This is a genomic window from Flavobacterium sediminis, assembly GCF_003148385.1.
Classification (GTDB): domain Bacteria; phylum Bacteroidota; class Bacteroidia; order Flavobacteriales; family Flavobacteriaceae; genus Flavobacterium; species Flavobacterium sediminis.
The window spans coordinates 2,480,557-2,501,232 of sequence record NZ_CP029463.1; the positions used below are offsets into that span (position 1 = coordinate 2,480,557).

Below are 20,676 nucleotides of genomic sequence, written 5' to 3' on the forward strand. Positions count from 1 at the left end.
AAAGACCTCAATTTGAGGTCTTTTCTTTTTACTTTTTGTCTGACAATACATTTTTAATGCCATTCAAACCTTCTGCAAAATCTTCCAATAAGGCAACAACCTGATTCATTTTGTCGTTACCTCCAAAACTTTTCAAACGATTGTTTTTCTTGAAAATCGTTTTGATTTCTCCCCAACGTGCTTTTTCAGCTTCACTTTGAATTTGCATGATTTCTTTCAATTTCAAAAGATTGGCTTCTGCACCTGTGGTTAAGGTTTGCGATTCGTTTTTATAATGCGATAAAACAATTTGTTCTACTTCTTTATCGGTGTGAATCGGTTCAATTTTGGCAACTAATTTATTCATATCACGATACGAACCTTGTAATTTAAAAATCGGTTCTGAACGGTATTCATCTGCCATTGCTGCCGATTGAATGTACATTTCATTTACCCGAATTACCGTATTGCGTACTTGAATGATTTTTTCCAAAACGTTTTTGAAATCTTCAATTTCCTGAGTCGTAAAATTTCCGTCAACAGCAACATTCGGATTGTTATGAACAATGCCATCGTATACTTCGTAAAGATTTTTCATTCCCGCTTGCGTCAAACGTGTCATAAACGAATTGGACAAAATGGAGTTTTCAATCAAACTCAAATCAAACAATTCAGCATTTACGCCAGATATTTCGCCTAAATTATACGTATCAGCACGGTTGGCTAACATATCAGGAATTTGGAATTTTTCACCACTTTCGGTATACGGATTGCCAGCCATAACCAAACAAAAACGTTTGGAACGCAAATCGTAAGTTTTGGCTTCGCCGTTAAAAATACCTTCAATTTTTCGTTGTCCGTCGGCCAAAGAAATAAACTTTTGTAAAAATTCAGGATTACAATGCTGAATATCATCTAAATATAACATTACATTGTCGCCCATTTCAAAAGCTAAGTTCAGTTTTTCCAATTCTTGTTTGGCTCCCGCATTTTTTGCTTCACTCGGATCGGTTGATGTGATTTCGTGCCCCAAAGAAGGTCCGTTGATTTTCATAAAAACCAATCCCATTCGGTCGGCTAAATATTCCATCAAAGTTGTTTTTCCATAACCCGGAGGCGAAACCAACAACAACATTCCCATTCGGTCTGTTCGTTTTGTTTCTCCGGTCGCACCGATTTGTTTTGCTAAATTGGCTCCAATTAAAGGAAAATAAACTTCGTTAATCAATTTATTTCTGATGAAAGAAGTCAACACCTGCGTACTGAACGTTTCCAATTTGAACTGCTTTCTTTTGTCGGCAACCCAATGTTTTTTCAACTGTTGGAATTCCAAAAACTTCGGTTGAATTTTTTCAATGTAATATTCCAGTTTTTGACTGAATTGATGAAAATTTAAGGTGTAAACTTCTTCTTTTTGCAACGTTTTAAATGCATTCAATTCTTCAGAAGCATTGGTTTTCACTACTTGATTTGATTTCAAATCATGCACCAATAAAAACACAGCTATTTCGTCTAAAGTTCCTTCTGTTGTGGTAATATCTTGCTCTAATAAATAGGTTTTTACAGCATTGAACACAATATCAAAACACGCGGAAGGAAACGGATACAAATCTTCAATTCGTTGGAAAAAAGCCAGATCTTTACCTTGTTCCTTTAGATTTTTCACGAAACTTTGATAATGCGTATTGGCTTCGTCGTTTACCGTGAAAGCGTTTCTGTTTTCTTTTTTAAGATAAGAAGCCGCTTTGTAAGACGAAATGCTTCCAAAATGATCGAATTGTGTTTTAAAAAGTTCAATTTTCTCCGAAAGCTGTTTGTTCAAATATTTGAATTGCTCGGTATTTTTGAACGTTTGCTTCAATAATTCAATGGCTTGAAATTGCTTTTCGTAATATGATTTTTCGCTTTCTTCTAAAAAGAACCAAAACAATTGCGCCAAAGCTCTTTCTGATGGCGAATAGCGCAGCAAACCTAATTGGTTGTTCAATTGCTGCAACTTGGTCACAATTTGCAAAGCATCTTCATCGTGAACGCCTTTTACCAAACCTTCGCCAAAATGATTCGCGAAAAATTCTTCAATAGCAGCTCGATTTGTTTTTTCTGTTCCGATATCCGGATTTTTCAAAAACACGTTCCATGCAATATATTCGATTTTTTTTACCGATTGATTTTCAGTAACAAACTCCTGATTCCAAACGTCTTTGAATGAATCAATTTCTTGATATTCAATAGGCTGATAAAAATTAGTTCCCGTTAAATGATAGAAATACTGATTGTTTTTGGTCACCAAAGTCAAATCGAGTTTTTGCTTGTTTACCGCAAATTTGTAATTTCCTAAAGCAATAATATTTTCGCCGTCTTCATAAATTTCATTTCGATCTTTCAGTTTGCGAATCGCTTCTTGCTGAGCCGTTTTTAACTGAGTCAACAATTCTTCCGATTTATTGGCATCGTTTAGATTATGCAATTGTTGGGCAATATCCCTAACTTTTTCAATCATCAAATCGGATGCAAAATAACCATTGATCTCAATTTCGGTTGCAAACGAAGCTACTTTATTAGCCAAACCTTTCAAAATACGTTCCGCCGATTGAAATAAATTGGTCGTACGCTTGTTTCTGGCTTCGGTTAACTGAACGCCTTTGGTTTGAAACTGTTGGTAGATTTCTTCTCTTTTTTCGCCGATAACTTGAATAAATTCGTCAAAATCTACATATTTGGCTTCCATTTCTTCCAACTGAATCGCCAATTTGTTTAAGAAATCCTGACATTTATCGGGTGTGTTTGCCAATTCGTAGAAATTAATCGCCGTTTGATCAAACAACGTGACTTGCGCTTTAAAATCGGCTGCCAATTCTTTACCGGAAAGCTCTCTTTTTTTATTGTTTAACGCAATTCGTTCTTGATTAATCAACGAAAATAGAACAGAAATATTTTCGATAATTTGGGTTGAATGCGATGCGTCTTCAATTTTTAAATTGTTGACAATGTCTACCAAAAGTTCTAATTGGTTGGCCAAATTATCTAAGTTCTTCTCAATTTCTTTCCCTTGAATCGTTTTGGTCAAATGGGTAATTTCAGCCGACAAGCCATCAATGGTTTCCTGATAAGGCGCCAAAGCTTGTGGTTCTAACAAAAACGAAACACAATTGGTTGCCAATTCATCTGCCAAAGTTCCCAATTGGGTTTCCCAAACTTCAATTTGTTTGACATCGGCATATTGTAAATCTTTAGCCGAAATCATTTCGCCTCGCAACGAACGAATTTCAGCCAATGAAACAATATATTGCTGTAAATTAGTATACGATTGATAGTTTAATTCGCTGGTTTTATTTTGAAATTTTTCATGAATTTCATCTAAAGCGGCTGCCGTTTTCTTCTTAATTTCCTGAACTTTTTCAAATTCGTTAATGGCAGTATGTGCAATATTCCGGATTTCTAAAAGCGGTTCGTTGATACTGAAAACGCCTTTGTCTTGCAAGAAATAATAGCTATCTAAAATAGTTGTGGTTTGTTTCACAATTTCGTTATACAAACCATTATACGTGTCTTTTTTGCTCAAAAACACTTGCAATTCCTGACATTCCGCCATTAAACGTACCAAGTCTTTATTCCCGACTTTGTAGAGAATATTGTCTTTGTTTTGTTCGTTTACAACAACATCTTTAGTAAAAGGCGTTTGCCAAATTTGTACCAAATGATGTTTGGTATCTTCATTTCCTCTGAAATAACACATTTTTCCGTCTTCAAAAAGCGTAAAACCGCTGCATTGAATAGGCGTTTCAATAGCTTGTTTGATGATGTTGTAAGGGATCAGCAAATATTCGTGTTGTTCCTGATCGTAAAAAACGTAAAGGAAGTTTTCGCCGTTAATTCCGGAAATTTTCTTGTAAAAATACACCGGACGATTTTCGGATTCCAACACTTTAATTTCGCCGGTTTGCAACGCAAAACCATTAGGAAAAATCAACCCTTGGTTTTCGGGCAACAAAACACCGGAATATTCCAAAGAATCAATTCGGGCAACTTTCTTTTCCTTATGATTGTAAATAAAATATCGTTCGTTTTCTAAATACGGTTTGATTTTAAAAACCAACAGATTGTGATAGTCGAAAAAGTGAATTTCAGCATCGTCCAACGTTTGGTCTTTATGAATAACATCTTCGCTGTAAATTCCTTTTCCGGTTTGTGTATTGTCTTCGACTTTTACCGTAATATCGCCACCGATGGCTTCCACAAAAACTTTATCGGCTAAGGAAACATGCGGATGCGCACCCGTGCGTTGCATGTCGCGCGTTGCTTTGGTCCACTGAAATTCGTGTTGATTGGGAAACTTTACTTCCGCGGCACTTCTTGCATCTACAAAAACAAGCGTTTCGTCTTTAATCAACCATTTAAAAGCCTTAATATCAGAAGGACTTGCTGATAGTTGGAAAACGAAATACAAATAATTATTAGCAATAAAAAACTTGACGAAAGTGGTATTTCGATAATATTTGTATAAATTTTTGAATTCCTCAATAAAGGTTTGATCCTGCAACCAGATAAGCGGCTGCGGTTCAAAATGATTGTTGGTAAACGTGTACATGGAAAACACATCTTCCAAAGCGATCTCTGTTTTTAGCCCTAGATGTGTTTGATGTCCTACCAAACAAGTATTTCCAAGCGAAATGATATCGCGGATTTTGCAACTTTGTTCTGTAGAAAGACGTTCGTTAGCAATTAAATTGTATTCAACGCCTCCGAAAATCTTTTTGCGTTCTTCATCGAGTTGAAAAATACGTTTGGATAGTTCGTTTTTTTGTTCATTCAATCGTTTTTGAATGATTTCGTATGTTCCGTTTTGCATAGATTCGCTACTCATTTGTTATATGAAGAAAATAGAGAAATAGGATAAAAAGCCAACTGCTCCAAAGAATGAAGCAATTGGCACTGAACTTAAAGAAATAAAGATTTATTTTAACGGCTTATTGTCGATTCCTAAGTGTCTTGCCATGTCTAAAGCTTTGGCTAAAACACTTTGTTCGTTATCGTTTGCAACACCTTTTAGTTTAAAAATCAAAGAAGCTATGCTTAGGTTTTTGATGTCTTCAGATGAAACTTTGTATTTGTCTACTAATTGCATCACTTTACCAACCAAATTTCCTTCTTCATCATTGCTTAATAAAGCTTCTTTTACCAATTGCGCATTTTCGCTGTGCTGAATAAATTTATCAATTCCTTTACCGGCAGAGATTTGGCGAACTACATTGTCAAAGAAAGTACTTTCACCACCTACGATGTCGATATTAGCGGTTTTGAAAGCTTCACCAAGAACAACAGCTTGTGCTTCGGCGATGTCTTTTTGAATAGCGATTTGTGCCAATTCTACTTCTTTTTCTTTTGCTAATTTCAAACGGAACTCTTCGTGATCTTTTCCGGCATCGTTTAGTTTTTTCATTGCTTCTGCTTTTTCGGTAATTCCGGCAGCTTCTGCTAATGCTTTTTCTTTGATAACTTCGGCTTCTGCTAAACCTTCTTTTTTGTTGGCATCGGCTTTTTTCTCAATAATAGTTGCTTCTACAATACCTTGACGCTCGTGTGCTTCAGCTTTAGCATGCATTACCTGTGCTTCAGATAAACCAAGAGTAGCTTCTTCTTTAGCTTGTGCATCAGCAATGATTTTTCTTGCTTCTGCTTCTTTTTCGGCAGCATCGCGTTTTGCTTGCGCTTCGATCACATATTTTTGAGCGTCTTTTTCAGCAGCTAATTTACGTGCTTCGGCAGCTTTGGTTTCTACAATTAAACGTTCTTCAGCTTCTTTACTCGCAGCAATAATCTGAACTTGTTTGTCTCTTTCAGCAGCTTTTAAGGCTTCTACATCTAAAATTCCTTGTTGTTCTTCTACCACCGTTTTTTCTTTCATTAAACGCTCGCGAATCACATCCTGAATATTTTTCTTTTCAAGCTCTACTGCTTTTTCTTTTTCGATATCAGCAAGAGCCACAACGCGTTCTTTTTCGGTCGCTTCTAACAAACGGTCCTTTTGTACTCTTTCCGTTTCTACTAAATCGGCACGTTCTTTGTTTTTGGCAGCAATGACAACTTGACGTTGTTTGTTTTCTTCTGCAATTTGAAGTTTTTCTTCGGTAGAAATGCGAACGCTTTCATATTTTAAACGCTCTTCTTCAGCTACTTTTAAAATTTCAGCATTTTCACGTGCTTTAATATTCTCTACTTCACGTTTTTGTGATTCTTCTTTTTCAGCCAATTGTTTTTCCAATTCTAAAATTGCTTCACGTGCTTCAACATCTTGTTTTTTGATGGTTTTTTCTTCTTCACGTCTTACCAGATTGGCTTTAATATTTTGATTAGCTGTTAATTCGGTGATTTTTTTGATCCCTTCCGCATCTAAGATATTGTCTTTATTTAACTGAGCTAATGACGTTTGTTCTAAATAGTCGATGGCACAATCATCTAACACATAACCGTTCAGGTCCGTTCCGATGATGCTTAAGATTTCGTGACGGAATTCGCTTCGTGCTTCATATAATTCAATGAACTCAAATTTTTTACCTACTGTTTTTAAAGCTTCTGAAAATTTAGCTTCAAACAGCTCTCTTAAGGTAGAAATATCAGATGCTCTTTGACAGCCAATAGTTTGTGCTACGTTGACAATGTCATCAACAGATTTATTGACACGAACGAAAAAAGCTACCTGAATGTCAGCACGCATGTTGTCTTTACAAATAAGTCCGTCTTTACCTTCTCTGGAAATCTCTAATTTTTTTACGGAAATGTCCATGTTTTCCTGACGGTGGATCACAGGAATTACGATACCTGCATTAAAAAACACTTTGGTTCCGCCATAACCTGTTCTAAGGATTACAACTCCCTGAACTGTTTTTTTGTACATGGATAAAATCCAGAAGATTAGTCCTAATCCGGCTATGATGATTACAGCCAAAGTAATGTAAAATGTACTCATAAATTAATTTTGAATAATTACGTTAGTTTCTATTAAATTTCATATGTTCTTTCTATGTAGAAGAATTTTTTTTGTGGTTCTTCGTCAACGATTATTGCTTTTTCGCCTTGTTTAATTAATGAACCGTCTTTGCTTTTTACCATTAATCGGATCGGATCTTTATTAATGATCAGTTCCAACATGCCGATTTTATCGGCTTCTGTTTTGGTAATCATAGTGCCGGTTCTTCCTAAATAGTCATACGCTATTTCTCCTTTGTGATTGATCTCTTTAAAGACCGGTTTCAGCGGAGTACAAATATATTTTGTAAGGAATAAACTCACTATAAATGCCGGAATGATGGTTATAAAAAAGAACCAGTTCGGCAGTGGTAAATAAAAGCTTAGGTTAACATTGATAAGCCAGGTAAATAAGAACGCTAATGTTAAAAAGAACGTGATAGGAATAATATCCAGATTAAGGAATTTTAGAAATTGAATGAATGATGAAGTATCAGCATCTACTTCGACCAATCCGTCCGGATTATCAAGGTCACCGTCTAAGTCGAGATCCGCATCTAAATCGAGATCAAAGTCACCAATTCCGGTAAGTATCGTAAACAGCCAATACAAAACGCTCAGTATTAAAATAATACTCAGTATCGCATTGGCGGGCGTAAACGATATTTCAATTAATTCTTCAAAACTCATTCTTAGTTAGCATTGAATTGTTCTTTTAATTTTTGAAGCTCTGCTTCGGCTTTGTTTTCTGTTGTATCTACTACCGCATTGATCTCTTCGTCTATACTTTTCGACGCATTTGCAATTTCTCCGTATGCATCGGCTAGCGCTTCCTGTTGTTGTACTTTGTCTTTCATTTTTTCCAACATACTTATTGTACTGTCTGAATCCAATTGCGTCATTTTTTTATTGATGTCCTGTGTCGCTTGACTTACCTGAACTCTGGCACGCAATGTTTTCAATTCACCTTCCCATTTTGCAATAGTTGATTTTAACGAGTTGATATTCGTTTGCATTTTTTCAACATCCTGTTCCAGTTTTTGACTTTCCGCTTCTGCTAATTTAGCATCCTGAACAGCTTGTTCTTTCATTTTTAAGGCTTCTTTTGCCAAACGGTCGCTTTCTTCCGTAGCAATCTCTTCCTTGATCCCTTTTTGAACCAGAAGCATGGCTTTATTTTGATAATCTTCTGATTTATTCAAAAGCGAAGCATGTTCGTTCTTTCTTCGGATGGCCAAAGCTTTTACCTGAGCCATAGCCTGAACACTTTTGTCCAGTTGTTCTTTCATTTCTCTGATTCCTTGCTCCGTCATTTTGATCGGGTCTTCCAAACCGTCTATAGCAGCATGTGCTTCTGCTTTACCTATTCTAAAAAGTCGTTTAAAAATATTCATAGTTGTCTAATATTATTTGTTCTACAATTTGCTAAAACTGATCATCTCAGCCGAATATTCACTAAGTAACAAACTCAATGAATTAATAGTTCCTACCAATTCGTTTTGGTCTAAATTTTCGGTTTGGAGTGTATCTCTGAAAATCACTCGCTCTCCTGTTTCATCTAAAACGAACGCACCATGAACAATATCCCTGTTCTTAATCAGAAGTTGTTTGTATACTTCCGGTTGATCTTTTTTACAACTAAATAAAAATTGTTCAATAATCAATATTTGTGGCGCAATAACCAATATCATGTTTTTGATTCCCTCAGCTTCCTTGCTGATAATAAAAGTTTGATGATTCGGGTTTTCGTGCACAATTTCAATATTGAGTTCGAGTAACCAATCTTTAATTTTAGTGTACAATTTTTCTCGTTGCATTAAATAGAGATTAGTGTTGTCTTAACAAATTTAGACAAAAAAAATTAATTTGCAAAAAATATTAGCAATATTATAAAAATATTTTCATTACCTTTGTTTTGTACTTCAAAAAAAGTAATATGACCTATTTTGGTACCAATATAAAAAAAATAAGACAGATAAAGGGTTTAAGTCAGCAGGCTTTTGCTGAACTTCTCGATTTGAACAGAGGAGTTATCAGTTCCTATGAAGAGGGCAGGGCAGAGCCTAAAATAGATAGTTTGCTTCGTATTGCAAAGATTTTGAACCTGACGACAGATGATTTGTTAACAAAACCTTTAACTATTAATAAGATTACGAACTTTTCGGAAATAGAGCATTTGATTCCGAATAGTGAAAAAAAGCCGGAACAGGTCTATGAATTAGACGATCTGAAAGGACATGTGGAAATTGATTTGCAAAAAATATTAGCAAATGTAGATTTCGTTTACAAAGTGTCTGAAAATCTTTCACAGCACTTCTATCCGGCGGGAACGTATCTGTTTTTAACAAAGAAAATACAGAATAAAAATGAGAATAATGCTCTTTATCTGGTTTTTGATAAAAATAGTTTAGAGATAACAGATTCGTATAAAGGAGAAAAAGAGGCTTATAAGATAATAGGTTCTGTTCAGGGAGATAATGAAGTTTTAATATTTCAATCGATTGTTAAGAGGATTGAAAAGCTTGAGTCAGAATTAGAGGAAATAAAGAAAGGCACGAAATAATATTTTATATGCATAAAAATAAAAATCCCGATTGCTTTCCAATCGGGATTTTTTATAAAGAAAAGATGTTAGTCTTTTTATTCATTAACGATAACCCATTCGCCGGTAGCTAACATAGGTTCTGCTTTTTTGAATTTCATAGTTTCGCTTTTACCGCTTAAAACATGTTTAATAGTAACCACATCGTTACGGTTTATTTTAGGTGTTTCGCGAACAATGGTTTTTGTAACCTGAGGTTGTTCCTGAGTCTGACTTCCGGCCTGACGGCTACGGGCTGCCATTTCATCAGTATTTAAAACTTCTTCTTTGCTTTCAGTGTAGCTTTCTTTTTGTTTTACTTCTTTAGCCTCACTAATATTGTTTGGATTTTGAGAAGGCAGGTCAGCTTTAAACAAGAATGAAATAACATCTTTATTTACATCGTCAACCATTTTCTTGAACAAGTTAAAAGCTTCTAATTTATAGATCAATAGCGGATCTTTTTGTTCGTGAACGGCTAATTGAACCGATTGTTTTAATTCGTCCATTTTGCGAAGGTGTTTTTTCCAGGCTTCATCAATAATGGCTAATGTTACGTTCTTTTCAAAATCAGTAATTAGTGATTTTGCTTCTGTTTGATAGGCTTTCTCTAAGTTGGTAACAATATTAAGCGATTTAATACCATCAGTAAACGGAACTACAATTCGCTCGTATCTGCCATCATTGTTCTCGTAAACGTTTTTAATGATCGGGAAAGCTTCTTGTGCACTTCGTTCGTTTTTATCGGTATAGTGCGCTAATACAGCTTTGTATGTTTTACTTACGATCTCTCTTTCAGATAGTTTAGAAAAATCTGCTTCTGTGATCGGAGCACTGATTGAGAAGATACGAATTAAATCGAACTCATAATTTTTAAAGTCGTTTGCTAATTTGTTGTTTTGAACAATCAATTCTGAAGTATCGTACATCATGTTAGCGATATCCACTTTCAAACGTTCTCCGTGTAAAGCATGTTTACGACGTTTGTAAACTACTTCACGTTGCGCATTCATTACGTCATCATATTCTAATAAACGCTTACGAACACCAAAGTTGTTTTCTTCTACTTTTTTCTGAGCTCTTTCGATAGATTTGGTCATCATGGAATGTTGGATAACTTCACCTTCTTTTAAGCCCATGCGATCCATTATTTTGGCTACTTTTTCAGAGCCGAACAAACGCATCAGGTTGTCTTCTAATGACACGTAGAATTGTGAACTACCTACATCACCTTGACGACCGGCACGACCTCTTAACTGACGGTCTACACGACGGGAATCGTGACGTTCGGTACCAACGATAGCTAAACCGCCTGCTTTTTTTACTTCGTCAGAAAGTTTAATATCGGTACCACGTCCAGCCATATTTGTTGCGATAGTAACTACTCCCGGTTTACCGGCTTCAGCTACAATTTCGGCTTCACTTTTGTGCATTTTAGCATTCAATACATTGTGGTGAATTCCTCTCATTTTCAGCATACGGCTCAGTAATTCTGAAATTTCTACTGAAGTTGTACCAATCAATACCGGTCTTCCCGCTTTAGAAAGTTGGACTACGTCTTCAATAACAGCATTGAACTTTTCACGTACAGTTCTGTAAATTAAATCTTCTTTATCTTTACGGGCAATAGGTCTGTTAGTAGGAATCTCTACTACGTCTAACTTATAGATCTCCCAGAACTCTCCGGCTTCAGTTACCGCAGTACCGGTCATACCGGCTAGCTTGTTGTACATACGGAAGTAATTTTGCAACGTAACGGTTGCAAAAGTTTGTGTAGCAGCTTCAATTTTTACGTTTTCTTTTGCCTCAATAGCTTGGTGTAAACCATCAGAATAGCGACGTCCGTCCATAATACGTCCGGTTTGCTCGTCTACGATCATTACTTTATTGTCCATGATAACGTATTCGGTATCTTTTTCAAATAAAGAATACGCTTTAAGCAATTGTGTTAATGTGTGAATACGTTCTGATTTTACTGAGAAATCTTTGTAAAGTTCTTCTCTTTGTTCAGCTTCTTCTTCTTTTGTTAAATTAGCTTTTTCAATTTTAGCGATTTCAGTACCGATATCCGGTAGAATGAAGAAGTTTGCATCAGTGTCCTGAGAAAGGAATTTAATTCCGTTGTCTGTTAGTTCAACCTGATTGTTTTTTTCTTCAATAACAAAGTAAAGTGCCTCATCGATTTTCGGCATTTCTCTGTTATTGTCTTGCATATAGTAATTTTCGGTTTTCTGAAGTAATTGTTTTACTCCTTCTTCCGATAAGAATTTGATCAAAGCTTTGTTCTTAGGCAGGGCTCTGTGCGAACGTAATAAATAGAAACCGGCCTCTTTAGAATTACCTTCTTTGAAATAGCGTTTTGCTTCTGTTAAACAATCTGTAGCTAATTTACGTTGAAGGTTAACTAAGTTTTCTACTTTTGGTTTTAATTCCATGAATTCGTGACGATCTCCGTCGGTAACCGGTCCGGAAATAATTAACGGCGTACGGGCATCATCAATTAAAACGGAGTCTACCTCATCGACAATCGCATAATTGTGTTTGCGTTGTACCAAATCTGAAGGTGCGTGCGCCATATTATCACGCAGGTAATCAAAACCGAACTCGTTATTAGTTCCGTAAGTGATGTCTGCTTCATAAGCTTTTCTTCTGGATTCAGAGTTTGGTTGGTGATTGTCAATACAATCAACGGTCATTCCGTGGAATTCAAATAAAGGAGCTTTCCATGTGCTATCACGTTTGGCTAAGTAGTCGTTAACAGTTACCAAATGCACTCCGTTACCTGTTAAGGCATTCAAATATAAAGGAAGTGTTGCTACTAAGGTTTTACCTTCACCGGTTTGCATTTCGGCAATTTTACCTTGATGCAATACGATACCACCGATTAACTGTACGTCGTAGTGGATCATATCCCAAGTGATGGCTTTTCCGGCAGCATCCCATGAATTTGCCCAAACAGCATTGTCACCATCCAGTGTAATGTAAGATTTGGTAGCTGAAAGCTCACGGTCTTTAGCAGTGGCTGTAACGGTGATGTTTGTATTTTCTTTGAAACGTCGAGCTGTTTCTTTTACAACAGCAAATGCTTCCGGTAAAATATCATTTAAAACTTTTTCAGAAATTTCATAAGCTTCTTTTTCTAACTGGTCAATTTCAGTATAGAAATCTTCACGAGCATCAATATCGTCTGTTTGTTCGGCTTGTTGTTTTAAAGAAGCGATTTTTTCATCTTTTTCAGCTCGGGCTGCTTTGATCTTTTCTTTAAACTCAACGGTTTTAGCTCTTAGTTCGTCATGACTCAAGGCTTGTAAAGCGCCTTCAAAAGACTTTATTTTAGTAATAATAGGTTGAATAGCTTTTATATCTTTTTGGGATTTATCTCCCACAAAAGCTTTCAATATGGAATTTATGATACTCATAACTACTTATTTTTCTTTTATTTTGGTGTGCAAATTTACAAAAAAAAGCCTCTTTAAGAGACTTTTAAGTTGTTGCGTTTATCTTTTAATTAATACTCATCCTCGTTCCAAAGATAGTCTTCGTCAGTCGGATAGTCAGGCCAAATTTCCTCCATGGATTCGTAGATCTCTCCTTCATCTTCAATAGATTGCAAGTTTTCTACAACTTCAAGAGGAGCTCCTGTTCTGATTGCATAGTCGATAAGTTCGTCTTTGGTTGCAGGCCAAGGCGCATCACTTAAATAAGATGCTAATTCTAATGTCCAATACATCTTTCTATCGATTTAATTTAATGCAAAAATAATTTTTTAACTTAAAAAGTCAAGTATTTTTTGATTTTTTTTAATGATTTATAAGAACGTTTGTCTTGCTTACTGATTGAACTGCTTTCCCGAATGTGAAATAATAGTAGTTTTTACAGCAAAAATTACTTTCTCGGAATCCATTTTACTTCTTCAGCGTTCAAATCGTGTGACAACTTTCGTGCCAACACAAATAAGTAGTCAGAAAGTCGGTTAAGGTAGGTTAGAACCAGTTCGTCAATAGGCTCAATTTCGTGTAAATGTACTGCTAAACGCTCGGCTCTGCGGCAAACACAACGTGCTATATGACAATATGACACAGTTGTATGTCCGCCTGGCAAAACGAAATGTGTCATAGGAGGGAGTTCAGTATCCATTTTATCGATTTCCTGTTCTAAGAAAGCAATATCTTCTTTAGAAATTCTATTGATATTTAAACGTTGCTGACCATTCTTTAAGATTTCTTTTTCCGGAGGTGTTGCTAAAATAGCTCCTACAGTAAAAAGTCGATCCTGAATTTCTATCAAAGCTGTTTTGTAGAAAGGATTCATTTCCTGGTCACGGATCAAACCAATGTGAGAATTGAGTTCGTCTACTGTCCCGTAACTTTCTATGCGGATGTGGTGTTTGGGAACTCGGGTTCCGCCAAATAAGGCTGTCGTCCCTTTGTCTCCGGTTTTAGTATATACTTTCATTTTGTTTTTTTGAATTTTAGACTCTGAAAAGTCAGAATTTTTTCAAAGATAACAAAAAGTATAACGATTATCAGTAGAGATGTCGTAATGACATCCGGTATAATAAACAACAGAAATACTAAAGTTTTCTGTAATTAAGTTATTTGTTTTTAGTATCGCTTTCAATAATACCATCTCGTAAACGGATAATACGGTGTGCGTGTTCGGCAATGTCTTCTTCGTGTGTTACCAGAATAACGGTGTTTCCTTTAGAGTGGATATCGTCAAAAAGAGCCATGATCTCTACAGAAGTCTTACTGTCTAAGTTTCCGGTAGGTTCATCGGCTAAAATGATAGCAGGGTGATTGACCAAGGCACGAGCTACAGCAACACGTTGGCGTTGACCACCGGACAATTGATTAGGCTTATGATCCATACGATCTTCTAAGCCAACCTGAGTCAGAACTTCTGTAGCACGTACATTTCTTTCTTCTTTAGATTTTCCGGCATAGACCATTGGTAAAGCTACATTATCCAAAGCAGTGGTACGGGGCATAAGGTTGAAAGTTTGAAATACAAAACCGATTTCTTTGTTACGGATTTCAGCCAATTCATCATCGTGCATTTCGCTGACTAATTTGCTGTTTAAAATGTAAGAACCGCCTGTAGGAGTGTCTAAACAGCCTAAAATATTCATTAAAGTTGATTTTCCTGAACCGGAAGGTCCCATTAAGGCAACGTATTCTCCTTTATTAATGGTTAAATCAATTCCTTTAAGTACATGAATAGTTTCGTCTCCTAAAGGAAAGTCTCGTGTAATGCCTTTAATGTCTATAATAGGTTTTGACATATCTAATTTAGAATTTAGAAATTAGAACTCTTAAGTTTTCCTAATAAGTAGAAAAAAAAGGCATTTTGTTACGATGCCTTGTTAAAATATTTTGAAGTAAGTTTAACTTTCGATTTTGTAGATCTCGGTAATATCGTGAAGTATGGTGTCGAAATCAATATTTAAGTCGATCAATTTACCGGTATGAAGATCAAAGATCCAGCCGTAAACTTTTAAATCACGGTCTCTGTTTGCTTTTTGAACTTCAGCTGTTTTAATGACGTTAATGCATTGTTCCTGCACATTTAATTCAACTAAACGTCTGTACTTAGTTTCTTCGTCAGTAATGGCATTTAATTCTTTTTTATGCAAACGATACACATCTCGGATGTTTCGTAGCCAAGGATTTAAAATTCCTAGATCAGATTGTTGCATGGCTGATTTTACCCCGCCACAACCATAGTGACCACAAACTACAATGTGGTTTACTTTTAAGTGGTTTACGGCGTAATTAATAACCGACATTGAACTTAAATCCGAATTCGGGACCATATTTGCAATGTTACGATGGACAAAAACCTGTCCCGGAGCCATTCCCATGATTTCTTCAGCAGTGGCGCGACTGTCAGAACAACCTATGTATAAGAATTCAGGTGATTGTCCTTCTGATAATTTGTCGAAAAAATGAGGGTCGATTGAAAGTTTTTCTGTTACCCAATTTTTGTTGTTTTCAAAAATTTCTTCAATATTCATGACGGTTGAATTTTAAATTTTGCGTAAAGGTACGAAAAACTTAAAAGTCTATGCTCGAATTGTGAAGTGCTCTTTTTCCTGCTCTTTTCTAAAGAAAACGAATCCCCACTGAAAAGTATCGATCGTCACGGTTACTTGTGAGTGATTTTTAATGATTTGCCAAGCTTCTTCCATATCGGGCGACCAATGGATGTCGTCAAAAATCCAGACACTATCATTGGTTATAGTTGGCAAAAGACAATTGAAATAGTCTAATGTAGCTTTTTTAGAATGATTACCATCGAAATAGATTAAGTCGAAAGCCGGAAGTCGAAAGTCAGAAGAATTAAAATAACTTGAGAATTCAGTGTTTAAAAATTCAAAATTTAATTCTGGAAAGAAGGTGTTAAACTGATTTTCAGTAATAGCCAATGTATTTGGACATCCTTCAAGACTTTTAATGTATGATTTTTTGCTTCCCAAAGCTAGGGCAGAAGTGGCTAATCCTAAAGAAGTTCCGATTTCTAAAATTTGTTCGGGCTGGAAATAACGAACGATACGGAATAGCAAGGCTGCTCTTTTAGGTGAAATTCCGGCTGTTTTGGCAATTTTAGCAATTTCTCGAGTATTCGATTTAAAAACACGGGAACCCGCACCGAAATCCGTAACTTCGATCGTGTTAGTATTCGCCAAAAGAGCTTTTCGATACTGTTTTAACGTTTGGTATTCCGGGTAGTTTGTCTTATCGTAAAAACATTTGGTTACCAAATTAAATACAAATGGCGAATGAACTCCGTGTTCGTTTTTGGAATCTAATAAGAATTTTATGTATGCTTTTAATATATGTAACATTTTTTAAACGCTATGTTATTTCGGATCTAATGATCAGATTCTCCGACTTGGTTCAGAATGACCAATTATTCCTCCATTTTTGCACTCAATTCAAACCAACGTTCTTCTTTTTCTTCTAAAGACTGAATGATTTTTTGTAATTCGTTAGCTTTTGCTTCAATTTTGTCGTCGGCTACTTTTCCTTCAGCAAATTCGGCTTCAATTTCTTTTTTCTTGAATTCCAAATCTTTGATTTCGCGTTCAATTTTTTGAAACTCTTTTTGTTCATTAAAAGTTAAGCCCGCTTTTACTTGTTTTTCTTTCCAAGATTTAGCATTAGCCGATTCAACTTTTTCCTCTTTAACAGGTTCAGCCGAATCTTCATAGGTTCTGAAGTCGGAATAATTTCCTGGAAAATCTTCAATTTCACCTTGCCCGCGGAACACAAATAAGTGATCCACGATTTTGTCCATAAAATAACGGTCGTGACTTACTACTAATAAACATCCTGGATAATCCAGTAAGAAGTTTTCCAATACATTTAAGGTTACGATATCCAAATCATTGGTTGGCTCATCGAGAATTAAGAAATTCGGATTTTGAATCAAAACGGTACACAAATACAAACGTTTCAATTCGCCGCCGCTTAGTTTTTCGACGTAATCGTATTGTTTTTTGGCATCAAATAAAAAGCGTTCCAATAATTGCGAAGCCGAAATGATTTTTCCTTTAGTCAACGGAATATATTCGCCATATTCTTTAATGATGTCAATTACTTTTTGTTGTGGTTTTGGATTGATTCCGCTTTGCGTATAATACCCGATTTTCATGGTGTCACCAACGATTACTTTTCCAGAATCAGGTTGAATGCTTCCTGTGATAATATTTAAAAAAGTAGATTTTCCGGTTCCGTTTTTACCAATGATACCCACGCGTTCGCCACGTTGAAACGAGTAATTGAAATCTTTTAGAATAACCCTGTCTTGGAAACTTTTATTGATCTTAGCTAATTCAATAATTTTGCTTCCCATGCGTTCCATGTTGATTTCCAACTCCACCACATTTTCCTTACGGCGACTCATGGCTTTTTCTTTAATCACGTAAAAATCATCTTGACGCGATTTTGATTTGGTGGTACGCGCTTTCGGTTGGCGACGCATCCATTCTAATTCTTTGACAAATAAGTTCTTGGCTTTGTCAACACTTGCATTTTCAGAAGCAATTCGTTCTTCTTTTTTTTCTAGATAATACGAATAATTGCCTTTGTATTGGTATAACTTTCCGTTCTCAAGTTCTAAGATTTCGTTACAAACACGCTCTAAAAAGAAACGGTCGTGGGTTACGATGAATAACGTTAAATTTTCTTTGGCGAAATAATCTTCTAACCATTCAATCATTTCTAAATCCAAATGGTTGGTTGGCTCATCCAAGATTAGAAAATCAGGTTTGTTGATTAGGATAATGGCTAATGACAAGCGCTTTTTTTGTCCACCCGAAAGGTTTTTGACTTTCAGTTTTAAATCGTCCAATTTTAATTTGAACAAAATTTGCTTGTATTGGGTTTCAAAATCCCAGGCATTATGACGATCCATATTGTCAAACGCTTTTTGATACGCTTCGGCATCATCCGGATTTTCCAATGCTTTTTCGTATTGTTCTATCACTTTCAGCGTGTCGTTATCACTGGCGAAAATGCTCTCTTCAATAGTCAATTCAGGCTGTAAATTGTCATTTTGCGATAAAAAAGCCATTTTAATGTCTTTACGAACAATAACCTGACCGCTATCGGGTTCGTCCAAACCGGCTAACATGTTCATAATAGTTGTTTTTCCGGAACCGTTTTTAGCAATAAAAGCGATTTTTTGGTCTTTGTTGATACCAAACGAAATGTTTTCAAACAAAACGCGTTCGCCGTAAGCTTTTGAGATATTTTCGACTGAAAGGAAGTTCATTATTGATTTGATAATTTGAAAATGAGTCAATTTGAAAATTGATTGGTGCAAAAATAAGGTTTTGGTTTTGAATTTTTAAGCTTATTAATTTTAGATTATGTACTTTAGTGAGAAATATAGTAAGTTATGTTTCGATTTGTATTAATAATGCTTTTTGTAGCCTTTTCTTTTGTGGCTAAAGCACAAAAGGTGTTTTCTGTTCAATATGCCAATCAGGCAGATATAAAAGTATTTGTGGTCGATTACCCGAATCAGGCCGATTTATTGGTTTACAAAGTAAAATATTCCAATCAGGCAGGGAAAAACGATGGTAGATGGTTCTTTACGGATTATGCTAATCAAGCAGATAAAAAGATCTACTTTGTGGATTATGCCAATCAGGCGGATTTGAAGATTTATTTTGTAGAATATCCGAATCAGGCAGAATGGAAAGACAATGCTAAAAAACATCTTCTGTATTAGAAACAATAGTGTTTAGAAATAAAAAATCAGCCCGAAGGCTGATTCCATTTATTTTAAAACTTCAACTTCTATTGAACTATTGTTAAAGACTTTGATAAAAGCTTTAGTGTAATCTTCTTTGGAAGCCAAATGTGGATTTTCTAAGAATTTCTGCGAATTGATTTCCATTAAAGGATACCATGTACTTTGCACTTGAATTTGGATTTTATGTCCTTTTTTGAAGGTGTGTAACACATCCTGAAGTCGGAAAGTTACTTTAGTAGCTTGGTTAGGTGTTAAAGCTTCCGGTTTTTCATAGCTGTTTCTAAAACGCGCCGGCATGATCTCACTTCTCACCATTTGGTGGTAATTGGCATAGAGTACGTTCGGTTTATCAGCATTCTCTGGTTCGTCAAGCGGATAAACATCAATTAATTTCACTACAAAATCAGCATCGGTGCTCGTAGACGCAATGTTTAATTTGGCTAAAATTTCTCCGGCAAAAGTGATGTCTTCCGTTAAATAATCGGTAGTGAAAGTCACTACATCCGGACGGTTTAAAGCAAATCGTTGGTCTTCACTCATGTAATTACGCGGGGTAAAACCGTTGAAATCTTTGTAGTTTACAGAACTTGGTACCGGATTATTAGGATCACTATAATATTCGGTTGAAGCTGCATTTGATGGTTTAGTTTTGCTTAAAGAAGCATTTTCAGCTAAATAGAAATTTATTTTCTCTGCTTTTTCAGGAGGCCAGGCTGTAAATTCTTTCCATTCTTTTTTACCGGTGTCAAACATATAGGCTTCCGGTAATTCTAATTTATCTTTTTTGTTTCCTTTTAGGTAGTGTGTAAAAAACTTGTATTCGATGTTTTTTTGGTAAAACGTAGCAATACTGTCACCAAAATAAATGTCATTGTGGAATGTTTTTCCGTTTTCGCGTCCCCATCCGCCATGCGAAAAAGGTCCCATAACAATTGTATTATGTGCTTTCGGACTTGTTTTTTCAATGGTTTTGTAGATGTTTAACGGTCCGGCCAGATCTTCGGCATCAAACCAACCGCCTACAGTCATTACAGCATGTTTGATGTCTTTCAAATGAGGCAATAAGTTTCTTTTTTGCCAAAAAGCATCATAATTTGGATGCTCCATGATTTCCTGCATAAAGAAATTGTCTTTGTAATAAGTGTCTGCACCTTCTTTTAAGGTGCCTAATTCACGGTAGAAAACGGAACCGTCATCAGATGTTCTTTTAATCATGTCTTTGCCAAACCAATGTTCTTGTGTAGGATTGTCTTTTTGAACACCAAAAACAGGAAAGGTCTTAAAATAGCCCATTACAAAAGCACCGTTGTGGTGAAAATCATCAAAAAAGAAATCAGAAATCGGAGCCTGAGGAGAGGAAGCAACTAAAGCCGGATGCTGGGATAAAGTTCCGACAGCCGTATAAAAACCGGGGTAAGAAGTTCCGAATTGACCTATCTTTCCGTTATTGTACCGGATGTTTTTGATTAACCAGTCTATGGTGTCGTACGTATCAGTACTTTCGTCGATATTTTGCTTGGTTTTGTGGTCTACTTGCGGTGTCATATTGGTCCAAGTTCCTTCACTCATATAGCGGCCTCTTACATCTTGGTAAACAAAAATGTATTTGTCGTCAGATAAAAAATGACTTGGCCCGAGAGTTCTTCGGTATTGATCTTCTCCGTAGGGACCTACGCTATAACACGTACGTTGCATTAAGAACGGATACTTGTTTTCTTTTGAAATATCCTTCGGAATATAAATACTTGTGAAAAGTTTTACGCCGTCGCGCATAGTAATGTAGACCTCCTTTTTGTCGTAATTTTGTTCGATATTGTTTTGTGACCAAACCAATAGTGAAAGACAAAAAGATACAATAGTTAGAAATGATTTCATTTGGTTTTGAT

15 protein-coding genes are annotated in these 20,676 nt (G+C 35.9%); 2 read left to right on the plus strand and 13 right to left on the minus strand.

The window, feature by feature from the left end; genetic code table 11:
- Nucleotides 1-28: 28 nt before the first annotated feature.
- The 5 genes from DI487_RS11440 to DI487_RS11460 form a co-directional block, all read right to left on the minus strand.
- Nucleotides 29-4,843 (minus strand): DNA repair ATPase, encoded by a 4,815-nt coding sequence (locus DI487_RS11440; protein WP_109569767.1) that lies wholly within the window; start codon nt 4,841-4,843, stop codon nt 29-31.
- Nucleotides 4,844-4,933: 90 nt separating this feature from the next.
- On the minus strand, nt 4,934-6,946 hold the full coding sequence (locus DI487_RS11445; RefSeq protein WP_109569768.1) for a flotillin family protein: 2,013 nt from the start codon (nt 6,944-6,946) through the stop codon (nt 4,934-4,936).
- A 32-nt stretch (nt 6,947-6,978) separates the two neighbouring features.
- Nucleotides 6,979-7,635 (minus strand): hypothetical protein, encoded by a 657-nt coding sequence (locus DI487_RS11450; RefSeq protein ID WP_109569769.1) that lies wholly within the window; start codon nt 7,633-7,635, stop codon nt 6,979-6,981.
- A 2-nt stretch (nt 7,636-7,637) separates the two neighbouring features.
- Nucleotides 7,638-8,339, minus strand: a complete 702-nt coding sequence (locus tag DI487_RS11455; RefSeq protein WP_109569770.1) for a PspA/IM30 family protein — start codon at nt 8,337-8,339, stop codon at nt 7,638-7,640.
- Between the two features lie 21 nt (nt 8,340-8,360).
- Nucleotides 8,361-8,762 (minus strand): type III secretion system chaperone family protein, encoded by a 402-nt coding sequence (locus DI487_RS11460; RefSeq protein WP_109569771.1) that lies wholly within the window; start codon nt 8,760-8,762, stop codon nt 8,361-8,363.
- Between the two features lie 119 nt (nt 8,763-8,881).
- Here DI487_RS11460 and DI487_RS11465 point away from each other — a divergent pair, with 119 nt between their 5' ends.
- The gene (locus DI487_RS11465) at nt 8,882-9,508 is read left to right on the plus strand and encodes a helix-turn-helix domain-containing protein (RefSeq protein ID WP_109569772.1); all 627 of its coding nucleotides are present in this window, start codon (nt 8,882-8,884) and stop codon (nt 9,506-9,508) included.
- A gap of 77 nt (nt 9,509-9,585) precedes the next feature.
- On the opposite strand, the gene secA is transcribed toward DI487_RS11465, so the two are convergent.
- The 7 genes from secA to abc-f all read right to left on the minus strand — a co-directional run bounded on the left by secA (nt 9,586) and on the right by abc-f (nt 18,304).
- Nucleotides 9,586-12,945 (minus strand): preprotein translocase subunit SecA, encoded by a 3,360-nt coding sequence (gene secA, locus DI487_RS11470; protein ID WP_109569773.1) that lies wholly within the window; start codon nt 12,943-12,945, stop codon nt 9,586-9,588.
- Nucleotides 12,946-13,034: 89 nt separating this feature from the next.
- A complete protein-coding gene (locus tag DI487_RS11475) occupies nt 13,035-13,256 on the minus strand; it encodes a DUF2795 domain-containing protein (RefSeq protein WP_002986941.1) in 222 nt (73 codons plus the stop codon).
- A gap of 155 nt (nt 13,257-13,411) precedes the next feature.
- Nucleotides 13,412-13,981 (minus strand): cob(I)yrinic acid a,c-diamide adenosyltransferase, encoded by a 570-nt coding sequence (locus DI487_RS11480; RefSeq protein ID WP_109569774.1) that lies wholly within the window; start codon nt 13,979-13,981, stop codon nt 13,412-13,414.
- A 139-nt stretch (nt 13,982-14,120) separates the two neighbouring features.
- The gene (locus DI487_RS11485) at nt 14,121-14,810 is read right to left on the minus strand and encodes an ABC transporter ATP-binding protein (protein WP_109569775.1); all 690 of its coding nucleotides are present in this window, start codon (nt 14,808-14,810) and stop codon (nt 14,121-14,123) included.
- Nucleotides 14,811-14,912: 102 nt separating this feature from the next.
- A complete protein-coding gene (locus DI487_RS11490; RefSeq protein ID WP_109569776.1) occupies nt 14,913-15,542 on the minus strand; it encodes a carbonic anhydrase in 630 nt (209 codons plus the stop codon).
- A 48-nt stretch (nt 15,543-15,590) separates the two neighbouring features.
- Complete coding sequence (locus DI487_RS11495) at nt 15,591-16,373, minus strand: O-methyltransferase (RefSeq protein ID WP_109569777.1); 783 nt, start codon at nt 16,371-16,373, stop codon at nt 15,591-15,593.
- Between the two features lie 65 nt (nt 16,374-16,438).
- Nucleotides 16,439-18,304 (minus strand): ribosomal protection-like ABC-F family protein, encoded by a 1,866-nt coding sequence (abc-f, locus tag DI487_RS11500; RefSeq protein WP_109569778.1) that lies wholly within the window; start codon nt 18,302-18,304, stop codon nt 16,439-16,441.
- 126 nt (nt 18,305-18,430) lie between these two features.
- Between abc-f and DI487_RS11505 the strand changes: the two genes are divergently transcribed.
- Nucleotides 18,431-18,766, plus strand: a complete 336-nt coding sequence (locus DI487_RS11505; protein WP_109569779.1) for a DUF6150 family protein — start codon at nt 18,431-18,433, stop codon at nt 18,764-18,766.
- Nucleotides 18,767-18,814: 48 nt separating this feature from the next.
- Here the strand turns inward: DI487_RS11505 and DI487_RS11510 are convergent, their stop codons facing one another.
- On the minus strand, nt 18,815-20,665 hold the full coding sequence (locus DI487_RS11510; RefSeq protein ID WP_109570669.1) for a CocE/NonD family hydrolase: 1,851 nt from the start codon (nt 20,663-20,665) through the stop codon (nt 18,815-18,817).
- Between the last annotated feature and the right edge of the window lie 11 nt (nt 20,666-20,676).

What these genes read in the sequence shown, in the direction of transcription:
- DI487_RS11510 (WP_109570669.1), bottom strand. Translation starts at nt 20,665, where the DNA reads ATGAAATCATTTCTAACTATTGTATCTTTTTGTCTTTCACTATTGGTT.
- DI487_RS11505 (WP_109569779.1), top strand. Translation starts at nt 18,431, where the DNA reads ATGTTTCGATTTGTATTAATAATGCTTTTTGTAGCCTTTTCTTTTGTG.
- DI487_RS11445 (WP_109569768.1), bottom strand. Translation starts at nt 6,946, where the DNA reads ATGAGTACATTTTACATTACTTTGGCTGTAATCATCATAGCCGGATTA.
- DI487_RS11450 (WP_109569769.1), bottom strand. Translation starts at nt 7,635, where the DNA reads ATGAGTTTTGAAGAATTAATTGAAATATCGTTTACGCCCGCCAATGCG.
- DI487_RS11465 (WP_109569772.1), top strand. Translation starts at nt 8,882, where the DNA reads ATGACCTATTTTGGTACCAATATAAAAAAAATAAGACAGATAAAGGGT.
- DI487_RS11495 (WP_109569777.1), bottom strand. Translation starts at nt 16,373, where the DNA reads ATGTTACATATATTAAAAGCATACATAAAATTCTTATTAGATTCCAAA.
- secA (WP_109569773.1), bottom strand. Translation starts at nt 12,945, where the DNA reads ATGAGTATCATAAATTCCATATTGAAAGCTTTTGTGGGAGATAAATCC.
- DI487_RS11460 (WP_109569771.1), bottom strand. Translation starts at nt 8,762, where the DNA reads ATGCAACGAGAAAAATTGTACACTAAAATTAAAGATTGGTTACTCGAA.
- DI487_RS11475 (WP_002986941.1), bottom strand. Translation starts at nt 13,256, where the DNA reads ATGTATTGGACATTAGAATTAGCATCTTATTTAAGTGATGCGCCTTGG.
- DI487_RS11485 (WP_109569775.1), bottom strand. Translation starts at nt 14,810, where the DNA reads ATGTCAAAACCTATTATAGACATTAAAGGCATTACACGAGACTTTCCT.
- abc-f (WP_109569778.1), bottom strand. Translation starts at nt 18,304, where the DNA reads ATGAACTTCCTTTCAGTCGAAAATATCTCAAAAGCTTACGGCGAACGC.
- DI487_RS11455 (WP_109569770.1), bottom strand. Translation starts at nt 8,339, where the DNA reads ATGAATATTTTTAAACGACTTTTTAGAATAGGTAAAGCAGAAGCACAT.
- DI487_RS11440 (WP_109569767.1), bottom strand. Translation starts at nt 4,843, where the DNA reads ATGAGTAGCGAATCTATGCAAAACGGAACATACGAAATCATTCAAAAA.
- DI487_RS11480 (WP_109569774.1), bottom strand. Translation starts at nt 13,981, where the DNA reads ATGAAAGTATATACTAAAACCGGAGACAAAGGGACGACAGCCTTATTT.
- DI487_RS11490 (WP_109569776.1), bottom strand. Translation starts at nt 15,542, where the DNA reads ATGAATATTGAAGAAATTTTTGAAAACAACAAAAATTGGGTAACAGAA.